Source organism: Gemmobacter denitrificans (assembly GCF_036964905.1).
GTDB classification, from domain to species: Bacteria; Pseudomonadota; Alphaproteobacteria; order Rhodobacterales; family Rhodobacteraceae; genus Gemmobacter; species Gemmobacter denitrificans.
The window spans coordinates 61,575-80,681 of record NZ_JBALHR010000006.1 but is presented as its reverse complement, the minus strand read 5'-3'; the positions used below and the strand labels follow the sequence as shown (position 1 = coordinate 80,681).

Below are 19,107 nucleotides of genomic sequence, written 5' to 3'. Positions count from 1 at the left end.
GCCGCGGCCAACTCCCTCTTGCCGAAAGCACCGCCCATGATCGCACTCTCTCCCTGGCGCAGCCGGACAGCTCGCAGCTTTCTGTTGCAGGGCGGGTTCCTGATCCTGCTTGTCGGTGCGATTACGGCGGCCTTCCTGACAGCGCGGGCAAACCTTTCCGCGCAAGGGATGACTTCGGGCTTTGACTTCCTGTGGAAGAGCACGGGATGGGAGATGAACTTCACCGTCCTTCCGGCAGCACCGACCGACCCCTACTGGTGGTTCCTGTTTCTCGGTCTGATCAACACCCTGGTCATGGGCCTTCTTGGCCTCGGCGGCGCAACAGTGATCGGGCTTGCCGTCGGGTTGATGCGCTCGGGCCAGAACCCTGCTGCGCGTCTTCTGGCAACCGTCTACATCGAGATTTTCCGTAACCTGCCGCTGATCCTGCAACTTTTCTTCTGGTATGCTTTGGCCAACTCCCTGCCGAACCCGCGTGAGGCGGTCTCGGTCGGATCGGCTCTGCTCAGTTCGCGTGGGATCTATCTGCCGGGTCTTGCGATCCCTTACGGCCCCGCAATGGCCACCGTGGGCATTCTGTTTCTCGGGTTTGCTCTGAGCCTTTGGGTCACCCTGTCCGCTCGCTTCAAGCGCATGGAGCGCGCACCGCGCCGTCGCCTTTTGGTGGGCCTGCTTACCTTGACCGCCCTTGTCACCGCGTCTGTCGTTGTGACGTCGCATGTCCCCGGCGCCGATTGGGTGACCCGCCCCGAACTAAAGGGCCTGCGGATCGATGGCGGCATTCGCATCCAACCGGAGTTCGCCTGCCTCGCCATTGCGATCATGACCTATGGCGGAGCATATGTGGGCGAGATCGTCCGCGGTGGGTTCAAGGCCGTAGGCCGGGGCCAGACCGAGGCAGCCCGCGCCCTTGGCCTGTCGCCGTGGCAGGTGTTTTCCCGCGTGCGCCTTCCCCTGGCCTTTCGGGCCATGCTGCCGATCCTGATCAACCAGTATGTCTGGCTGATCAAGGCGACGACGCTGGGCATCGCGGTCGGGTTTTCGGACTTCTTCATGATCATCGCCAGTTCGATCACCCATTCCGGACAGACGCTTGAACTGATCGGCATCCTGATGGGCGGATTTCTGGCCCTCAACTTCACGCTGTCCGCCATTCTGAACCGGGTCAACCGCGCCATCGCCCTCAAGGGCCACAACATGGGCGGTGCTGCATGACCGCTGCTCTGCACACCCCGCGCAATGTTGTTTGGAAGCGCCTGAGACGGGACTATTTCGGGACGTTGCCTTCGGCGCTGATGACCTTTGCCAGCTTTGCCGTCCTGCTGGCATTGGGAGGCTGGGTGCTGAATTGGGCCGTGCTCGACGCAACATTCTCGGCCACGGCCAATCAGAGCGATTGCGCCGCGAAGGGTGGGGCGTGCTGGTCAGTGATCGCGGTTCGGTGGCGGGTCATCCTGTTCGGAATCTACCCTTATGCCGAGCAGTGGCGCCCGGCCCTGGCCTGCATGGTGGTTGCGGCGGTGATCATCCTGTCCTGCCTGCCGCGCATGTGGAGCTTCCGCCGTCTTGCCCTGACCTGGGTGCTCGGCACCGGGGTCTTCTATGGTCTGATGCGGGGCGGGATTCTTGGCCTCACCCTCGTCAATGAACAGCAATGGGGCGGGCTTCCGCTGACCCTCTTCGTCTTTGTGGCCACTGGGGTCATCGGGATGCCGCTTGCCATCGTTCTGGCCCTGCTGCGACGGTCCGAACTGCCGGTCATCGCCCGGGTGACCGGGTGGATCATCGACACGATCCGCTCCTTGCCGCTCTTGTCGATCCTCTTTACCGCCGCCATCGTGCTGCCCTTCAGGCTTCCGGGTTTCCTGATCGGCGAAAAGCTCTACCGAGTGATCTTTGGCGCAGCCGTCTTCTTCGCCGCCTATCAGGCCGAGATCATTCGGGGCGGGCTTCAGGGCATCCAGCGCGGACAGGAAGAGGCCGCCAAGGCCCTTGGCCTCACCTACTGGAACCGCATGTCGCGCGTGGTCCTGCCTCAGGCGTTCCGTCTGGCATTGCCCGCAACGATCAACCAGTTCGTCGTGGCTTTCATGGAGACCTCGCTGATCGTTGTGGTCGGCTTCATCGAGCTGCTCGCTGCCGGCAACACCGCCTACAAAACCGGCGAATGGAAGTTCGCCTATGTCGAGGTCTACGCCTTCGTCGCCGCCATCTATTTCATCTTCGTCTTCGGCCTGTCGCGCTATGGCGCGTTCCTCGAGGCCCGGATGAACGCCGGACATCGCAAGGACTGATCCCATGGACTTGAACGCGCCCGCCATCGACATCCGTGACCTGAACAAGTTCTACGGCTCATTCCAGGCTCTGCGCGGTATCTCGTTGACCGTGCGAAAGGGGGAAAGGGTCGTGGTCTGCGGCCCCTCTGGATCAGGAAAATCCACGATGATCCGCTGCATCAACCAGTTGGAAGAACACGACAGCGGCGATATCCGCGTGTTTGGCACCTTGTTGGATGACAGCCTCGGCTCGATCGACGAGATTCGCCGCGAAGTGGGCATGGTCTTCCAGCACTTCAATCTTTTCCCGCACATGACCGTGTTGGAAAACTGCACCCTCGCCCCGATGTTGGTGCGCAAGACACCGCGCGCTGAGGCCGAGAGAGTTGCTCTGAAGTATCTGGAGAAGGTCCGCATTTTGGATCAGGCAGCGAAATACCCCGGCCAACTATCTGGCGGCCAGCAGCAGCGAGTTGCGATCGCGCGGGCGCTCTGCATGCAGCCAGAGATCCTCTTGTTCGATGAGCCAACCTCCGCGCTCGACCCTGAAATGATCGCCGAAGTGTTGGATGTAATGGTCGCCCTGGCCAACGAAGGAATGACCATGATCTGCGTCACGCACGAAATGGGCTTTGCCCGCAAGGTGGCGGACCGCGTGATCTTCATGGACAAAGGCGAGATCGTCGAGGAGGCCCCGCCCGCGGCATTCTTCGGCAAGCCACAGAACGAGCGCACGAAGCTGTTTCTGTCGCAGGTCTTAGGGCACTGATTGGACATTGCGGATCACCCGACCGCATATCCTGCTGAAGGTCGCGGTCGGGTGGGTCGTTTCCTGTCTTCAGGTGGCTGCAGGCCGAGTAAATGCTAGGCCGGTCAGCCAAGCGCTGTTCCCGCGGCCAAGTATGACCAGTCCAATCACAACAGCCCAGCCGATGCCAAGACCGGCAAACCAGACAACTGAACCGGACGGCGCGATCACAGCGGCAAGTCCCGCGGCGCCTATGGCGATGCGGGAGGGCAGGGCCAAGGGTCTGACACACCAGCCGCCGAATGCGATCGCCCACAGAGCAGTCGAGACCAGCAAACCGAAGGCGCTGAACGCTACTTCCGGGACCGTGCCTTCGCCAAGGATTCCAAGGTCGAAGACAAATCCGAAGGGGATGAAGAAGGCCACAAGGCTAAGCCCGAAGGCCGAGAGGCTGGTCTTCATCGTCGAGGCTTGTCCGACCGCGGCCGCCGCGAAGGAGGCCAGCGCCACGGGCGGCGTCACCATCGAAAGCACGCAGTAGTAGAAGATGAAGAAATGTGCGGCGAGGGGCGGTATCCCGAGTTCCTGGATCGCCGGGACGAAGAGAACCGCACCGATGATATAGGCCGCGACCGTCGGCAGCCCCATGCCCATGATGATGCAGCCCAGCATGGCCAGCGTAAGCGACGCATAGATCGAGCCTTCGGACAGCGACATCAGCGATCCTGCGAATTTCAGCGCAAGGTTCGACTGCACCGCGACGGCGATCACCAGACCGATGGCGGCAATCGGCACGGCGACCTCGGCCGCCTGTTTCGGCGCCTCCTGGAAATCCTCGCGGATTTCCCTCCAGCCGATCCAGGTGTTGCGCCGCAGAAACGGCACGACAAGACACGAGGCCGAGGCAATGACGGCCGAATAGGGCGCCGAATAGCCCGCCACCAGCAAGGCGACCAGCAGCAGCGGCGGCAGGATCAGGTGCAGCCGCGGGCGGATATCGTCGGTTTCAGCCACCTCTTCCGCCGTCAGGGCGCGCACCCCGTCGCGGCGCGCGGCCAGATCGACGACAAGCAGCAATGCCAGATAGAAGGCGACCGCCGGGATCAGCGCCGCAAGTGCGACATCGACGTAGGGAATGCCCAGAAGCTCGGCCATGATGAAGGCGGCCACGCCCACGACCGGCGGCATGATCTGCCCCCCGGTCGAGGCGATAGCCTCGATCCCGGCGGCGCGATGGGCCGCAATGCCCGTCCGTTTCATCAGCGGAATGGTGAAGACGCCCGTCGAGACGACGTTGGCAACCGCGCTGCCCGAGATCGAACCCATGAGGCTGGACCCGATGATCGCGGCCTTGGCCGTACCGCCCGTCGCCCGCCCCGCGGCGCGGATGGCGAGGTCGATGAAGAGCTGCCCGCCCCCCACCGCTGCTGTCGCGTAGCCCTTAATTCTGAGGTGACGAATTCAACAAAATCAATGGTACATCGTGAGACCGTTCAATTCCCTGGGGTGCATTGTTTGCCGAAGCGGGCTTTACTCTTTGCCAGTCTTGGCAAAGGAGAGGCAGGATGCGCTGGAAAATCAGTATTGAGGGTTCGGACGAAATCACGCGAGGCCATCGTTTCGAACTTGAGATCGAGAAGAGCCTCGATGATCTGGCCACTGGTAACCTCGGCCTGTCGATCGAAGAAGGCAAAGCAATAATGGCCTCGCTTCAGCTGCACATCGTCGAGCAGCAATGCGCCCTCTATGTTCTGTTCCGACGTCATTGCCAAGCGTGTGGCGGAGCGCGACCGATCAAGGACTATTCGACCAGAACGATCCGGACAGTTTACGGCGCTGTCACCGTGGAGAGCCCTCGGTTATACCCCTGCCGCCGCTGCATGCCCGGTGTTGATTTCACAATCACTCCGGTCTCCGAGCTCTGCCCTGACCGTGCAACTGCAGAACTGATGACGCTTACTGCTAAGCTTGGCGCACTTATGCCCTACCGGGCAGCGGCGGAAGTTCTGGCCGAATTCCTGCCTGGACAGACACCAACTCGGCACACGACCCTGCGACATCGCACCTTGGCAGTAGGTAAGCGACTGGAAGAAAAAGAAGAACAACGCATGTTCTTTGAACAAGTTGATACGAAGGAGCGTCGTCAACGCGAGCTGCCGCTTCCTGAAGACCCAGAACGGGAATTTGTCCTTAGCATAGATACTGCTCACATCCCGCAAATCCGCGGCCGTGAAACGCGAAGTTTCGAAGCGGTCATCTGCCATGCAAGCCGTGGCGGGGTCGGATCCGACCGAGGAGTTCTGTTCGCCTTTTCTGGTACATCGCGACGGAAAATGAGGGCGGAAGGGCTACTAGCCCTCAAGCGTCTCGGCTACGAAGGCAAGGGCGATATTACCGTGATCACCGACGGTGAAGAATGTCTTAAGTGCTTGAAATCAGTCCTTCCGCAGCCGGCCAAGCACATCCTCGATTGGTTTCACATTGCCATGAAGCTGCGCCCCATCGAGCAGACTGCCGCGTGGTTGGCACGACGACTGCCGGCGGACGAGCAGGAGGAGTTTCTGGAGGACATCGCAGCGGTGAGGTGGCGTCTCTGGAATGGTCAAATAGACAGGGCAATTGACTTGATCGATCGCCTGTTTCACGACCTGAAGGCAGATGAACAGGGCAGCACCGCGATCGTCTCGCTACGCGGCGGCCTGTTGAACTTGCGCATCTACATGGAGCAGAACCGGGGCTCGATCACCAACTACGGCGCGAGATATCGCGAAGGGAAACGGATCGCCTCAACGGCCGCTGAAGCGAGCGTCAACAATTTGGTCGCAAGGAGAATGGTCAAGAAGCAGCAGATGCGTTGGTCGGAATGCGGGGCAAACCTGCTCCTTCAAGTTCGCGTGGCCCTTGCCAATGGCGATCTCGCGGAACGTCTCGCCTACCGGCCGCCCGTTCAACCAAGGCAGACTATCATTTCGCCATTCGTGCCTTTACCGCTCTTTCAGCGTGCCGCATGACCCCAGGTAGTTGAACGGTCTCACGCGACAGCAATCCAGTGCTGTTCCAGCGCCCCGCGAAAAGTCGTCGCTGGTGGCTTTGGCATGGCGGAGCACGGGTCGCGGAAACATATCTGAAGGGGCTCATGCACGACTGTACCCGCCTTGCGGAAGCACCACTGGCTGTCCGCTCCGCTGCAACTCGTGTGCAGGCCCGATGCGAGACACTGTACGCCTAACTCGCGAACAACATGGAATACCTCGTCGATTACGGCCGACGGTATCGTAACGGGCTGCCCATCTCTTCATCTCGTGCAGAAGGATCAGTCGATGATATTGCCAATGCCCGCATGGGAAAGCGCAGAAGGATGCGGTAGTCGCCAAAAGGAGCTCACCGGGTAGCCGTCACAAGGGCCGATGGTCGGCTGATCGACGCAAACAGAAAACGCGCCGCATGACCCCCATGTTCTGCCCACTCCCCTTCCGCTCTATCATGTCTCCTGTCTGACCGGCTAGTGTCGAGCAAAAATCGAAAGCCGCGCTTAACTGGCACAAAATACCTACAAATTCAGTCAACATTTGACCGATATCAAGGTAGGCCGCCGGTTTCCACTCTACGCATACCGCTAGGGGCCCAGCCTGTCCGCCACGCCCGCCGATCCCGAAGGAGTATCAGATGACCAAATCCGCATCCCTTGCGGCGGCCGTTCTTGCCTTGCTGCCCACCGCCGTTCTCGCCGATGCCGAATCCGACGGCCTAGCCGAGGTTAAGGCCTTCACGCTTGAGCATACGGCTCGTCTTGAAGCCGATACCGCGGCGCTTCAGAACGCGGTCGATGCCTATGCCGCGATTCTTGCGGCGCATCAAGGCGATTATGCAGCGGCGCTGGCCGCGGAAGGCCCGGCGCTGGCCGAGGCGATCAAGGCCATTCGTGCGGCGTGGCTGGTGGCCTCGAATGACTACGAGACCATCGAGGGTATCGTTGCCGGCGTGCCCTCGACCGCGCTTTTCGATCTGATCCTCGATGCCGGGAACCCCGGAACCGAGGCCGAGGATGTGGCCGACTACGATCTGGTACTGCCCGATGGCACGGTTCTGCATCAGCCGGGTAGTCTGTTTCACAGCCTGTCGGAACCCCTGTTCTGGGGCACCGATCCGGCGCATCTGATCGTTGCGGGCGATGTGGATGGCGACGGCGCGGCCTCGCCGGGGGAAGGGCTGTTCGACGTCAATCTGGCGCAGGGCGTGGCGACGGGTCTGGTGAAATGGTCAGGCGAGCTGGACGTGGCGATGATGGCATGGGAGCCGAACCGCAACGATGCCTTCGCCGCGGTCGTGACGATGACCCCCACGGTCGGCGACTATTTCGGTGAGTGGAAGGAATCGCAGTTCATCAACGGCAAGATCGGCGCCTTCGTGGCGCAAAGCCGGCTGGTGGACGTCTCGGGCATCATGGGGGGCTGCAAGCGAATGTATTTCAGCGCGGTCTCGCCGGTGGTGGCGGCAGGCGATCCCGAAATGGATGCGACGATCCGCGCCGCCTTTGATGAGTTGCTGGCCCTGGTCGAGGAGACCCGCACCCGCGAGGCCGCCGGCACGGCGTTCGGCGCCGAAGAAGCCGACGCGCTCGGATCAGAGGCGCAGGACATGGCCGACCGGATCGTTGCGATGGTGCTACAGGCGGCGGCCCGGCACGACGTGAAGCTGGAGGGGTAACGCGATGACCGCCCTTGCCTTTTCGACTCCCGCGGCCCCTGCCCGCAGGGGTGGCACACGGGCATCCGCCATGCTCTCGGCCCAGTTCGCAGCGCTTCTGGGCAGCGGGCTCGTGCTGGAATGGGGCCCCGAGGGTGTCGGCAGGGCCGGGGCGGCGTTGATCTTGGCGCATGTTGTGGCGGGGGGAGCTTTCGCGGCGCTCTTCGCCCCTTGGGCCCTGCGGCACATACGCCTTGCCACGGCGAAAAGCCAACGGCGACTGTTCAGCGTGCTGGGCTGGGCGCTACTGGTGAAATACCTTGTCGTGCTGGCAACGGGGCTCGTGATGGCCCTGCCGCCCGCATTGTGGCTGGTGGGGCGGATCTGGTTCTGGCCGATGGCCGCCACGCACCTTCTGGCCTTCCTGCATCTGTGGCTTTCACTGGCCGCCGCTCTCGGGCTGATCTTGCATCTGACACTAAGGCACTGGCGTCAATCATGAAACTGAAGTTGCAGGCCCGATTTCATACCCCCGTGCTGCTGGGCGGCGCGCTGCTTTCGCTGTTGGCCGCGGCGGGGTTGTATTCCTTCCTTGCGCCGCGCCCGGACACGCTTTCGTCGGACGCCGTGCCCTATTACGCGCTGCCCTTCGGTCCTAACGCAGAAGGGCAGGATCGGCCTTTCTGGCCCTCGCAGCTGGCGACGGAGGGCAACCTTCTCGCGGCCGCCGATGCCCTGCCGGCCGCTACCGATTGCGCGGGTTGCCATCGGCAGGAATTCATGGAATGGGCGCCCTCGCTGCACGGGATCGCCGACCGCGATGCCGTTTACGAAAAGACCGTCGAAGCGAACGAGGACCTTTTGCGCCACGGCGTCGAGCAGGGCCGGTTCTGCGAAGGCTGCCATGCGCCGAACGAACTGGTATCGGGCCGGGTGACCAAGCTCGCCTCGGTCGCGCCCGGCCCGGCCTCGGCCGATGGCGTGTCCTGCCTGGCCTGCCACGCGGCGGTGCATTCCGATCCCAAGGCGGGCAATGGCGCCCTGACCCTGCGGCTGGCGGGGCTGGGCGACGACCCGGCCGATCTGGCGCTTCTGGCCGCCCCGCGAGACCACGCCGCCCGCTGGGGCAGCGATGCGACCAGGGCGCTGATCGGCAAGTCCGAGCTTTGCGCCGCCTGCCATACCGAGATCTACGATGCGTCGATGTCCAGCGCGACAAGCCCGCAGGACGTGCAATCGACCTATGCCGAATGGCAGGCAAGCTGGTATGCCGATCAGGGCGTGACCTGTCAGGATTGCCACATGGCCCCTGACCCCGCCGCGCAGGTTCTGGCGCTGCGCGAAGGCCGGGTGGAAAAGCCCGCCCGCTATTCACATGCTTTCGTCGGCGCGAACTACCTGATGTTCGAAACCGGCCTGGGCGAGACGCTCACCTTCCTGCGCGGTGGCACGACGCCGGGCCTGACCATGGCCGAGGCCGATGCCGCCATCGCCGCGCAGCGCGAGGCGACCCATGCCCTCCTGCGTGCGGCGGCGGGGCTGGAACTGCGCGGCGTCCGGGCCGAAGGCGCCGGCCTGCGGCTGGACATCGCGGTGCGCAACCTTGGCGCCGGGCACAACCTGCCCACCGGCGTCTCCGACCAGAAGCACATGTGGCTTGAGGTCGAGGTGCAGGACGTCGCCGGCGCCGTGATTTACCGCTCGGGCCAGTTCGATGACCGCGCGGGCATGACCGACCCCGACGCGGTGATGTGGATCGAGAAGTTCCTGGACGACCGGGGTGAGGTGATCCCGAACCACCTGACCTTTGCCACGGCCGAGGTGAAATGGCTCCGCCGCGCGATCCCGGCGAGGGGCGAGGAAGTGGTGGGATATGACATCCCCTTGCCGGCCGACGCCAGAGGACCGTTCCGCCTGCGCGCGCGGCTCTGGTATCGGGTCGCGCTTCAGGATCTGGTCTACCAGAACCTGCGGCTGGAAACCCCGGTGCCGCCCTTTGCGCTGGCGGAACTGGACCTGACCCTGCCGGACGAGGCCCTCAAGTGATCCGCCTGTTCATCTCTGCCCTGTCGTTCCTCCTGGTCCTGTCCGGGGCAACCCTTGCCGACAGCCCCTCCCAATCCGCCGAGACGCTGCGCGCCACACTCGGGCGGCTGGAGCGGCTCGCCTACCGCAGCGAAAGCCCCGAGCGGTCGGCGGCACTTGCAGAGGAGCTGGCGGTTGCGACGGCCGCGTGGCAGGCGCTGGCCCCGCACCTGGGCGAGGGCCCGGTCGCGGGCGAGATGACGGCGCTTGCAGAAGCGGTCGCGGCGGGCGACGGGGCGGGCATCGCCCGGGCACGGGGACGGATCTGGGCGGGGGTGCAGGCCGGGGCGATGGCGCAGGGGCTGGCGGCACTCGAGGCGGGCGATCTGCCCACGGCGCACGACTGGCTTTTGATCCGGGACTATGCCCGCGCCGCGCGCGATACCGCGGCGACGCTGGCGCTGGCCGAGGCCGGGGCCGGGCGGCTGGCCATGGCCGAGGCGGCGCGGATCGTGCGCGACGAGTTGCTCTCCACCTATGACGGCGAATTGAAACTGGCGCTGGCGCGGGCGGGCGATGATCTGGCCAAGCGGCAAAGCCAGCGGCTTGCCGGCGATATCGGCCGGGCCGAGGGGCTGGCGGCGCTTCTGTCGCCGCAGTTGCAGGCCGCGCTTGGGCCCGAGGGGCTGGCGCAGCTGCGCGCCGATCTGGACCGGGCCGGTTCGGGCGATGCCGGGTCGCTTGCCCGGGCGGCAGAGGCGCTGGCCAGCTGGTCGGCCGTGGCCCTGTCCGAGGCAGAGCGCAACCGCCGGGCGTTATTGCTGCACCGCTACCTCGGCATGGTCTGGATCGAATACAAGGACGGCGTGCGCGACGGCAGGGTCACGGTAGCGCTGGAATATCATGAAGCGGCGCTGTTCCGCGATCGGGCGGCGATGCTGTTCGCCGACCTGCGCCCTGCGCTGGCGGATAAGGCGACGGTGGCGCGGCTGGAAACTCTGCTGGCCGATCTGAAGACCCTGCACGCGGCCAAGGCCGAGCCCGCCGTGCTGCGCGGGCTTATCGACGAGGCGCAGGCGCTGGTGGCAGCGGCTTTCGGCGCGGCCACCACGGCGGGGGGCTACGCTGCGGCAGTCGAGCTTCTGCCGGCCGCGCTGGACGAGATGCTGCGGGCGGCCGGGGCGGGCGACTGGGTCACCGCCGAGGCCAAGCGGATCGAGGCCTATTCCTGGTTCGATCCAGATATCGAACAGCGCCTGATGCCGCGCGACCCGGGCCTTGCCCTGCGGCTGGAAGCGCTGTTCTGGGAGGGCAGCGCCGCCGAGCCGGGTCTGGGCGCCATCATCGCGACGGGGAAGGATGCCCCGGCGCTTGCCTCCGTCAGCGCCACGCTGAAATCGCGGCTCGCCGAGGCGCGGACGCAGATCGAAGCGCCGCTTTCGCCCGTCACGGCGGCGGTGCAATCGGCAGGGATCATCCTGCGCGAGGGGCTCGAGGCGGTGCTGATCCTTGCCGCGCTCATGGCCGCACTGGCGGGCGAGGGGATCGGCGCCGCGCAATGGCGCCGCCCGGTGCTGGCGGGTGTGGGGCTGGCGCTGGCGACAAGTCTTGCGCTTTGGCAGGCGGCGCGGGGGCTGATCGAGATTTCGACGCTGCAACGCGAGTTGCTGGAGGGCGCCACCGCACTTCTGGCGGTGGCGGTGCTGGTGCCGCTCGCGCTGACCATCTTCGTCCCGGCGAAGGGTGGCCATGTCGCCCGGCTGCGAGAGAGACTTGACTTGGCGGGCGGCTCGGCAGCGACCATCTTCGCGCTGGCCTTTCTGGTGGTCTTCCGCGAGGGCTTCGAGACGGTGCTTTTCTACGAGGCGCTTCTCACCGATGCGCCGAAGGGCGCGGTTCTGGCGGGACTTGGCCTTGGCACGATGGCAGTTTTCGTGGCGGGCTTTGCCGCGCTGGTCCTGGGCCGGCGCCTGCCGCTCCGGCTGCTGTTCACGGTGACGGGGGTGATGCTGGCCGTTCTTTCGGTGATGATGACCGGGGCGGGCATCCGCGGCCTGCAGACGGCGGCGCTTCTGCCGGCAACGCCGGTCGGCTGGTTCCCCGAGGCGGAAGCCCTGCAACTCTGGCTGGGCCTCTTTCCGGTGGCCGAGGCCCTCCTGGCGCAGGCGGCGGTGCTGGGGGTCTACGGCCTGGCCTTCCTCTGGGGCAGAAAAACCCGGGCGGGAGCGTTGAGGGCCTGATTTCGGTCAAGGCGGGCGCGTCGCCGCCAGCCGCAACACTGGCAAGAACCAGGGGAGGACAGCGAAATGGACAGCAACGGTCGACAAGCCATGCGGGCAGATGGCCCGCCCGCACCGCTTCCGCCCATGCCGCCCGCTCGACAGGGCAAGGTCGGCCTCTGGTCCTACCTGCGCCTCTTCCGGCGCGATGTCCTTTCGGCACAGCCCGCGCATCTTTACCGCGCCTGGATGGCCGAGTTCCGCACCCCCTTCTTCCGCAGCTATTTGGTCAACGACCCGCCGCTGGTGGACCAGATCCTGTCCGCCCCGGCGACCGAATTTCCGAAATCCGAACGGATCCGGGTGGGGCTGAAGCCACTCTTGGGCGAATCGGTATTCATCTCCAACGGCGAGACCTGGGCGCGGCAGCGCCGCATCATCGACCCGTCCTTCGAGGGCGGGCGGCTGAAGACCATCTTCCCCGCGATGTGGGATGCGGCGCAGGCGGCGGTGGCGCGGCTTTCCCCGTGTGCCGATGGCCGGGCGGTCGAGATCGAGGCTGAAACCAGCCATGTCGCGATGGACGTGATCTTCCGCACGCTGTTTTCCGTGCCGGTCGAGCATGAAATTGCCGCCGCCGCCTTTGCCGCCTTCCGCGCCCATCAGGCGGCGCAACCGGTGGCCAATATCGCCGCCCTGCTGCCCTGGCCGAAATGGATGCCGCGCCGCCACGCCAGGGGCGCGCGCGACACCGCGGCCACCATCCGCGGCCTGATCGGGCAACTGGTCTCGGCGCGCGCCGCCGAGATTGCCGCGGGCGGCGCGCCGGACGATCTGGCGACGCGGATCATGACGACGAAGGATCCGGTGACGGGCACCGCCTTCACGACCGAGGAAATGACCGACCAGGTGGCGATCTTCTTCCTTGCCGGGCACGAGACCAGCGCCGCCGCTCTGGGCTGGGCGCTCTATCTGCTGGCGCTTTACCCCGAATGGCAGGAAAGGGTGGCGGCCGAAGTGCTGCGCGAGATCGACACGGAGAAGATCTATTTCTCCACCCTCTCGCGGCTGAAGACCGCGCGGGCGGTGTTCCGCGAGGCGATGCGGCTTTACCCGCCGGTGCCGATGTATGTGCGCGACGCCGCCTGCCCGCAGGAGTTCCGCGGGCGGCAGGTGCCGAAAGGCGCGCAGGTGATCCTGTCGCCCTGGCACCTTCACCGGCACGAGCGGATCTGGGCGAACCCGCATGGCTTTGATCCTAGCCGCTTTGACACGCCCGAGGGGCGCGACTGCATGCGCGCGGCCTACATACCGTTTTCAGCCGGGCCGCGGGTCTGCCCCGGCTCGGCCTTTGCCATGGCCGAAGGCACGCTGATCCTGGCGCATCTGGTCCGCGCCTACCGCTTTTCGCGGATCGAAGGCCGCGACCCGATGCCCGTCGCGCATCTGACGGTGCGGGCCAAAGACGGCATTCACCTTGCGCTGACCCCGCGCCACCCCGATGGAGAACCGCAATGAGCGCTGACGCCAAGACCCCTTCCGCCTGGCCCTACTGGCTGTCGATCACCTTCGTGCCGCTCGTCGCACTGGCGCTGGCCAAGGGCGGCTGGTGGATCGCGCTGGTGCCGCTTTATGGCTGGGTGCTGATGCCCGCTTTGGACATCCTGCTGGGTCGCAACCTGAAGAACCCCGATCCCGACACCCCGGATGTGGATCTGTTCTGGTTCCGTCTTCTGACCTGGATCTGGTTGCCGATCGAGTTCGCGCTGGTCTTCGGCGGGATCTGGGTCATCACCCGGGGCGACTATTCCCTGGCCGAGACGCTGGCGCTGATGTTCGCGATCGGCGTCACTACTGGCACGATCGGCATCGTCTATGCGCATGAGCTGTTCCACAAGCCGGGGCGGATCGAGCGCAACCTGGGCGACCTGCTGATGGCAATGGTGCTATATGGCCATTTCCGCACCGAGCACCTTCTGGTGCATCACCCTCATGTCGGGACGGGCCGCGATACGGTCACGGCGCGCTACAATGAAGGCTTCCTGCGCTTTTTCCCGCGTGTCCTCTGGCAGGGGCCGGGCTCGGCCTGGGCCGCCGAGGCGGCAATACTGGCGCGGCGCGGCCTGCCCGGCTGGCACTGGCGCAACCCGGTCTGGAAATACCTCTGCCTGCAAACGGCGTTCCTTGGGTTGGCCTATGGCATCGGCGGTTGGGGCGGCGTCGGGCTTTTCGCCTTTCAGGCGCTGGTCGCGGTCTGGCAACTGGAACTGACCAACTATGTCGAGCATTACGGCCTGACCCGGAAATATCTGGGCGAGGGGCGGTATGAGCCCGTGCAGCCGCATCACTCCTGGGATTCGGCGCAGGCGATTTCCGGGCTGCTGCTGATCAACCTGCAACGCCATGCCGACCACCACCTGCACCCGCAGCGGCGCTTTCCGCTGTTGCAAATCTATGACGAGAAGGTGGTGCCCCGCCTGCCCACGGGCTATCCGCCGATGACGGCACTGGCCATGGTGCCCCCGCTGTGGCGGCGGATGTTCAACCCGCGCGTCCGCGCCTGGCGCAAGCAATATTACCCCGAGATCACCGACTGGAGCGAATACCGGCGGCTGGCCCATTCTCTGCCGCGCCAGTCGGTCCTCGCTGGCGGCGGGCGCTGAGGACCGGGCGCGGCACCGGGTGGCAAAGCGCAGCAGAGGCTGCGAAACTGGCCAGCGCCCAGCCGCTGCTCCAGCACAGGGTGGCAAGGGCGGGATCCGTCAGCGCCAACCGCAGCAGCACCGCCAATTGCACAAGGGCGAAGGCCAGCCCCGGCAGCCATCCCAGCCGCAGCGCGCCCGGCACCCGCCGCATCCAGGCCCGCGCCATCACGGCCAGCACCATGCTGCCCATCAGCCCCATGGTCAGCGCGTGCAGGGCGGCGGGCAGGGGAAGGCCCGCATCGGATCGCAGGGCCATCCCGGTCAGCGCCAGACCGGCGGGAAGCCAGAGCCAAGCGACGACCAGCACCGCAAGGTCGCTCTGCCCGCCGCGCAGGCCCTTGGCGAGGGGCCAGCCGACCAGCCTCAGCCCCTGTTCCAGCGCCGCCAGCAGCATCAGCGCACCGGCCAGCCGCGGCCCCAGCCCCGCCAAATGCGCGGCCAGCGCCAGCGCCAGCGTCAGGTCGGCGGCCCGTCCGGCGACCGGCACGCGGATGCGCCCGGTCGTAGCGCCCCCGGCACGGGCGCGCAGGAAGGCCGGGAGGATCCGGCCTCCGACCAGCGCCACCAGAAGCGCGATGCCCAGAACGGCGGTCAGACCGTCGGCAGCAAGCCTCAGACGGACCGCGATCAGCACCAGAAGCAGAGGGGCCAGCGCCATGGGCAACCGCCCCCAAGCCCGCGCGGCGATGATGGGCCGGACCAGGGCCGCCGCCAGGCCAACGGGATAAAGGCAAAGCCCCGCCAAGGCCCAGGCATCGGGTGTGCAAGGCGCGCCCAAAACCCGCCCCAGCCCCCATGCAAGCACAAGAAGCTGCGTGGCGAGGGGTCCGTGATCAGAGACCGCATCGCCACGCCCGCTCTGGCTGATCCAGTGCGGCAGCGCCGTCAGCAGATAGCCGCCCATCGCCGCCCCCGCGACACCCGAGATCAGTTCCTGCCGGTGCCAGGCCACGGGGTCGCAGACCAGATCCGGCGCCAGCCAGATCAGCGGCACCAGCATGGCCCAGACCGAGGCCAGCAGGAACAGAGGCAGGTGCGGCGCGCGCCAGAGGCCGCGATTGGCCATGACCGCGCGTCAGGTTGTCTCGAACCGGGGGAACAGCACCGCGTTCTCCAGATGCATATGCGTCACCAGATCCTCGGTGAACTTGGCGAGCCCCGTGTATAGCGCGGTCCAGGACCGGCAGGCGCCTTCGGGCAGGGTCAGGCCATGGGTGACATGCTCGATCCCCCGCATGAGGTCGGCCGTCACCTCGTGTTCGTGCCGCATCGCGCCGATCGGATGCGCGATCATCGGATGCCCGCCCTGCCGCATCATCGGGAACAGCACCTGTTCCTCCTTCATCATATGGCTTTCCAGATCGACGCGCAGCGCCAGCAACGCCTCGGTCAGGCCAAGCGGAGCTTCCTCGTGGTCGCCGTGGACGGTTTCCACCTTCTGCGCCAGCGGGATCAGCCAGTCCAGTTCGGTGCGGTGGGTCTCGTGGTAGCGCGTCAGGATGTGGTCGATCAGCGGCAGGGTCTCGCTCGGCGCGTCACGGCCGGCGGCGGCGGCAAGGGCGCGCAACGCGTCCAGCAGCGCCTCGGCGGCCAGCCCATGCTTGGCGGCGGCCTCGGCAACGGACAGCTTGCCGCCGCAGCAGAAGCTGATGCCGTGCTGGCGGAACACTTCGGCAGCGCCGGGCAGGTCCGAGGCGATGTCGCCGACGATGGAAGCGGGGGAAAGGTCGGTCATGGGGCGGTTCCTTCGGTTGGGTCCCAGGCGCGGGCCCGGGGCGTGGCGATGCGTAGCAGATCGACGGCGCGCGCGGCGATCTGTGCGGTGATCTGCGCCGTTGTGGCGGGGCGCAGATAAAAGGCGGGGACCGGGGGCATCACGATGGCCCCCATCTCGGTGACAGCGGTCATGTTGCGCAGATGCGCCAGCGTCAGCGGCGCCTCGCGCGCCAAAAGCACCAGCGGCCGCCGCTCCTTCAGCTGGACCGACGCGGCGCGGGTCAGCAAGTTGTCATCCAGCCCCTGCGCGATGGCGGCCAGGCTGCGCATCGAACAGGGCACGACGATCATCCCGTGCAGCGGACAAGAGCCGCTGGCGATGGCGGCGCCCAGATCGGTGACCGGATGCACCCGGGCCGCCAGGGCACGCAGCGCACCAACCGCATCCGGCCCGACCTCCAGCGCCAGCGTGCGTTCGGCCATGGCCGACAGCACCAGATCCAGCTCTGCGCCGCAGGCGATCAGGGCGCGGGCGCAATCCAGCGCCAGCGCCGCACCCGACGCCCCGGAGACCCCCAGCACGACCCGCGCGCTCATCGCAGCACGCCGCGCAAAAGCGCCTCTGCCCGGGTCGCATGCACCGGATCCAGTTCCATGACCTGCCCCCAGTCGCGAGTCGTCTCGGCTCCGATCTTGGTGGTGGCGTCGATCCCCATCTTGCCGGCTAACCCCTCGCGCGGGCTGGCGAAATCGAGATAATCCATCGGCGTTCCGTCGATCAGCATCACATCGCGCGCGGGGTCCATCCGCGTGGCCATGGCCCAGGCGATGTCATCCCAGGATCGCGGGTCGATATCGCGATCCACCACGATGATGGTCTTGGTATAGCTGAACTGCGCCAGCATGCCCCACAGCGCCAGCATCACCCGCCGCGCCTGGCCGGGATAACGCTTGTCGATCTGCACCACGGCCATGCGGTAGGAACAGGCGGCGGGCGGCAGCCAGAGGTCGGTCACCTCGGGGATCTGGGCGCGGATCACGGGCAGGGCGAGGGTGTTGAACACCTCGCCGATGACCGAGGGTTCGTCCGGCGGGCGGCCGGTCACGGTGGTCAGATACAGGGGATCGCGCCGGTGGGTGATGGCGGAAAGGCGCATCACCGGGAAGGGCTCGACCGCGTTGTAATAGCCGGTGTGGTCGCCAAACGGCCCCTCGGGCGCGGTCTCGCCGGGGTGGACCCAGCCTTCAAGGACGATCTCGGCATTTGCGGGGACCAGCAGCGGCACGGTTTTCGCCGCCACAAGCTCGGCCCGCGCGCCGCGCAGGACGCCCGAGAAGGAAAGTTCCGACACCGTTTCCGGCAGGGGCAGCGCGGCGGACAGAAGCGTGGCCGGATCGGCCCCCAACGCGATGGCGACCGGCATCGGCTCTCCCGCCCGTGCCCAGCTGCGATGATGTGCCGCCCCGCCGCGATGCGCCAGCCAGCGCAGGATCAGCCGGTCGGGGCCGATGACCTGCGCCCGGTAAACGCCAAGATTGTAGCGCGCCACCTGGCCCGCGTCCGACCCCTGTGGGCGGGTCACGACGACGGGCCAGGTGATCAGTGGCCCGGCGTCGCCAGGCCACGGGGTCTGCACCGGAATCAGGGACAGATCCAGCGGTGCAGAGACCTCCTGCGCCGGCCCGCGGCGCAGAAGCTTCGGTCGGCTTTGCAGCGCGGCCCGCAGCACGGGCCAGCGCGACAGGGTGTCGCGCATCCCCTCAACCGGGGCGGGGCTGCGCAGCGCGGCAAGGAACTCGCCGAAAGCGGACACCTGATCCAGCGACAGGCCCAGCCCCGCCGCCACCCGGTCCGGCGTGCCGAACAGGTTGGCAACTACTGGCATTGCGGCGGGCCTGCCGCAATGCTGCGCGGCGTTGAAGCGCAAGACCGGCCCACCTGCCCGCAAGGCGGCCAACTGTACTGCCGTCATCTCGTGCCGCAGGTCCACCGGATCGGCGATGTGCACCAGATCGCCCCGACCCTCGGCATGGGTCAGAAAGGCACGCAGGTCGGGGAAGACGGGCAGGCTGCGCATGGCTCGAAAAGGTCCTTTCCCGGATGCGTTAGCGTCAAAGTCGGCGGCGGTAATTGACTAAGATCAATCCGTCCGCGACGCCGATCCCCTATCACCGGGTCACCTGCTTTCGGGACCGATCCATGACCGCCACATTGCCTCGCCTGCCGCCCGCGCTCGGCCTGGTCGCCTCGCCGCTGCCACTGCCGCCCGCGAACCTGTTCCTTGGCGCCCTCACCCGCCGCATCTCCCGCGCACATCCCGCGATGCTGCGCCGTCTGGGCGATCATTCCGCGCGGCGCTTCCTGATCGACCCGACAGACCTGCCTTGGGTCCTGCTGTTGCACCCCGAAACCGCGACAATGACCGCCCACCGCCGCGCCCGCCCGCCCGCACATGACGCCCGCATTGCCGGGCCGCTATCGGCGTTCCTGGCGATGATACACGGGGCTGAGGATGGCGATGCCCTCTTCTTCTCGCGCGACCTGACGGTCGAGGGCGACACCGCCGCCGTGCTGGCGCTCCGCAACGCGATGGACGACGCCGAACTGGACCTGACCGAGGAACTGGTCGGCATCTCTGGCCCTCTTGGCGCGCCCCTGCGCCGCGCGCTTGCGCGGGCCGAACGGGCAACCGGGCTGGCGCTGCACCGGATGGACGCCGCGGAGGGCTAGT

Annotated in this window: 16 protein-coding genes and 1 pseudogene; 12 read left to right on the top strand and 5 right to left on the bottom strand. The window is 66.3% G+C overall.

All coding sequences use genetic code 11. From position 1 onward, the window contains the following. The first annotated feature begins 36 nt into the window (after positions 1-36). From V6590_RS11625 to V6590_RS11615, 3 genes are read left to right on the top strand one after another with little or no spacing between them, the layout of a single operon-like run. Entirely contained in the window at positions 37-1,215 is a 1,179-nt protein-coding gene (locus V6590_RS11625) for an ABC transporter permease subunit (RefSeq protein ID WP_335423114.1), read from the top strand. Continuing rightward, positions 1,212-2,294 carry an amino acid ABC transporter permease gene (locus V6590_RS11620; RefSeq protein WP_335423112.1) on the top strand — a complete coding sequence of 361 codons (1,083 nt, stop codon included), beginning with the start codon at positions 1,212-1,214 and terminating at the stop codon, positions 2,292-2,294. Before V6590_RS11625 ends, V6590_RS11620 begins: the two co-directional genes overlap by 4 nt. A 4-nt stretch (positions 2,295-2,298) precedes the next feature. Then, positions 2,299-3,045: an amino acid ABC transporter ATP-binding protein gene (locus tag V6590_RS11615; RefSeq protein WP_335423110.1), complete on the top strand. Its 747-nt coding sequence runs from the start codon at positions 2,299-2,301 to the stop codon at positions 3,043-3,045. Positions 3,046-3,114: 69 nt separating this feature from the next. On the opposite strand, the gene V6590_RS11610 is transcribed toward V6590_RS11615, so the two are convergent. Beyond that, positions 3,115-4,446, bottom strand: coding sequence for a TRAP transporter permease (locus V6590_RS11610; protein WP_335423108.1), 1,332 nt, complete (start codon positions 4,444-4,446; stop codon positions 3,115-3,117). Between the two features lie 143 nt (positions 4,447-4,589). Between V6590_RS11610 and V6590_RS11605 the strand changes: the two genes are divergently transcribed. From V6590_RS11605 to V6590_RS11570, 8 genes and pseudogenes are all read left to right on the top strand, one after another. Further along, the gene (locus V6590_RS11605) at positions 4,590-6,035 is read left to right on the top strand and encodes an ISKra4 family transposase (RefSeq protein ID WP_335423106.1); all 1,446 of its coding nucleotides are present in this window, start codon (positions 4,590-4,592) and stop codon (positions 6,033-6,035) included. Between the two features lie 35 nt (positions 6,036-6,070). Continuing rightward, positions 6,071-6,472 (top strand): annotated as a pseudogene (locus V6590_RS11600) (ISKra4 family transposase); the annotation flags it as partial. Between the two features lie 218 nt (positions 6,473-6,690). Continuing rightward, the gene (locus V6590_RS11595) at positions 6,691-7,731 is read left to right on the top strand and encodes an imelysin family protein (protein ID WP_335423105.1); all 1,041 of its coding nucleotides are present in this window, start codon (positions 6,691-6,693) and stop codon (positions 7,729-7,731) included. A gap of 4 nt (positions 7,732-7,735) precedes the next feature. Next, on the top strand, positions 7,736-8,212 hold the full coding sequence (locus V6590_RS11590; protein WP_335423103.1) for a hypothetical protein: 477 nt from the start codon (positions 7,736-7,738) through the stop codon (positions 8,210-8,212). Beyond that, positions 8,209-9,756 (top strand): multiheme c-type cytochrome, encoded by a 1,548-nt coding sequence (locus V6590_RS11585; RefSeq protein ID WP_335423101.1) that lies wholly within the window; start codon positions 8,209-8,211, stop codon positions 9,754-9,756. Before V6590_RS11590 ends, V6590_RS11585 begins: the two co-directional genes overlap by 4 nt. Beyond that, entirely contained in the window at positions 9,753-11,975 is a 2,223-nt protein-coding gene (locus tag V6590_RS11580; RefSeq protein WP_335423099.1) for a 4-helix bundle domain-containing protein, read from the top strand. The genes V6590_RS11585 and V6590_RS11580 overlap by 4 nt, the downstream gene beginning before the upstream one ends. Before the next feature lie 126 nt (positions 11,976-12,101). Next, positions 12,102-13,472: a cytochrome P450 gene (locus V6590_RS11575; protein ID WP_335423097.1), complete on the top strand. Its 1,371-nt coding sequence runs from the start codon at positions 12,102-12,104 to the stop codon at positions 13,470-13,472. Beyond that, a complete protein-coding gene (locus V6590_RS11570) occupies positions 13,469-14,617 on the top strand; it encodes an alkane 1-monooxygenase (RefSeq protein WP_335423095.1) in 1,149 nt (382 codons plus the stop codon). The genes V6590_RS11575 and V6590_RS11570 overlap by 4 nt, the downstream gene beginning before the upstream one ends. Here the strand turns inward: V6590_RS11570 and V6590_RS11565 are convergent. The 4 genes from V6590_RS11565 to V6590_RS11550 are packed head-to-tail and all read right to left on the bottom strand — an operon-like array spanning position 14,541 to position 18,453. Next, on the bottom strand, positions 14,541-15,725 hold the full coding sequence (locus tag V6590_RS11565; protein ID WP_335423094.1) for an NnrS family protein: 1,185 nt from the start codon (positions 15,723-15,725) through the stop codon (positions 14,541-14,543). The genes V6590_RS11570 and V6590_RS11565 overlap by 77 nt on opposite strands. 9 nt (positions 15,726-15,734) lie before the next feature. Next, entirely contained in the window at positions 15,735-16,394 is a 660-nt protein-coding gene (gene ric, locus V6590_RS11560; RefSeq protein ID WP_335423092.1) for an iron-sulfur cluster repair di-iron protein, read from the bottom strand. After that, entirely contained in the window at positions 16,391-16,972 is a 582-nt protein-coding gene (locus tag V6590_RS11555; RefSeq protein WP_335423090.1) for a UbiX family flavin prenyltransferase, read from the bottom strand. The genes ric and V6590_RS11555 overlap by 4 nt, the downstream gene beginning before the upstream one ends. Then, positions 16,969-18,453, bottom strand: coding sequence for a UbiD family decarboxylase (locus V6590_RS11550; RefSeq protein WP_335423088.1), 1,485 nt, complete (start codon positions 18,451-18,453; stop codon positions 16,969-16,971). Before V6590_RS11550 ends, V6590_RS11555 begins: the two co-directional genes overlap by 4 nt. 122 nt (positions 18,454-18,575) lie before the next feature. Between V6590_RS11550 and ubiT the strand changes: the two genes are divergently transcribed. Further along, complete coding sequence (ubiT, locus tag V6590_RS11545; protein ID WP_335423086.1) at positions 18,576-19,106, top strand: ubiquinone anaerobic biosynthesis accessory factor UbiT; 531 nt, start codon at positions 18,576-18,578, stop codon at positions 19,104-19,106. Position 19,107: the final 1 nt, after the last annotated feature.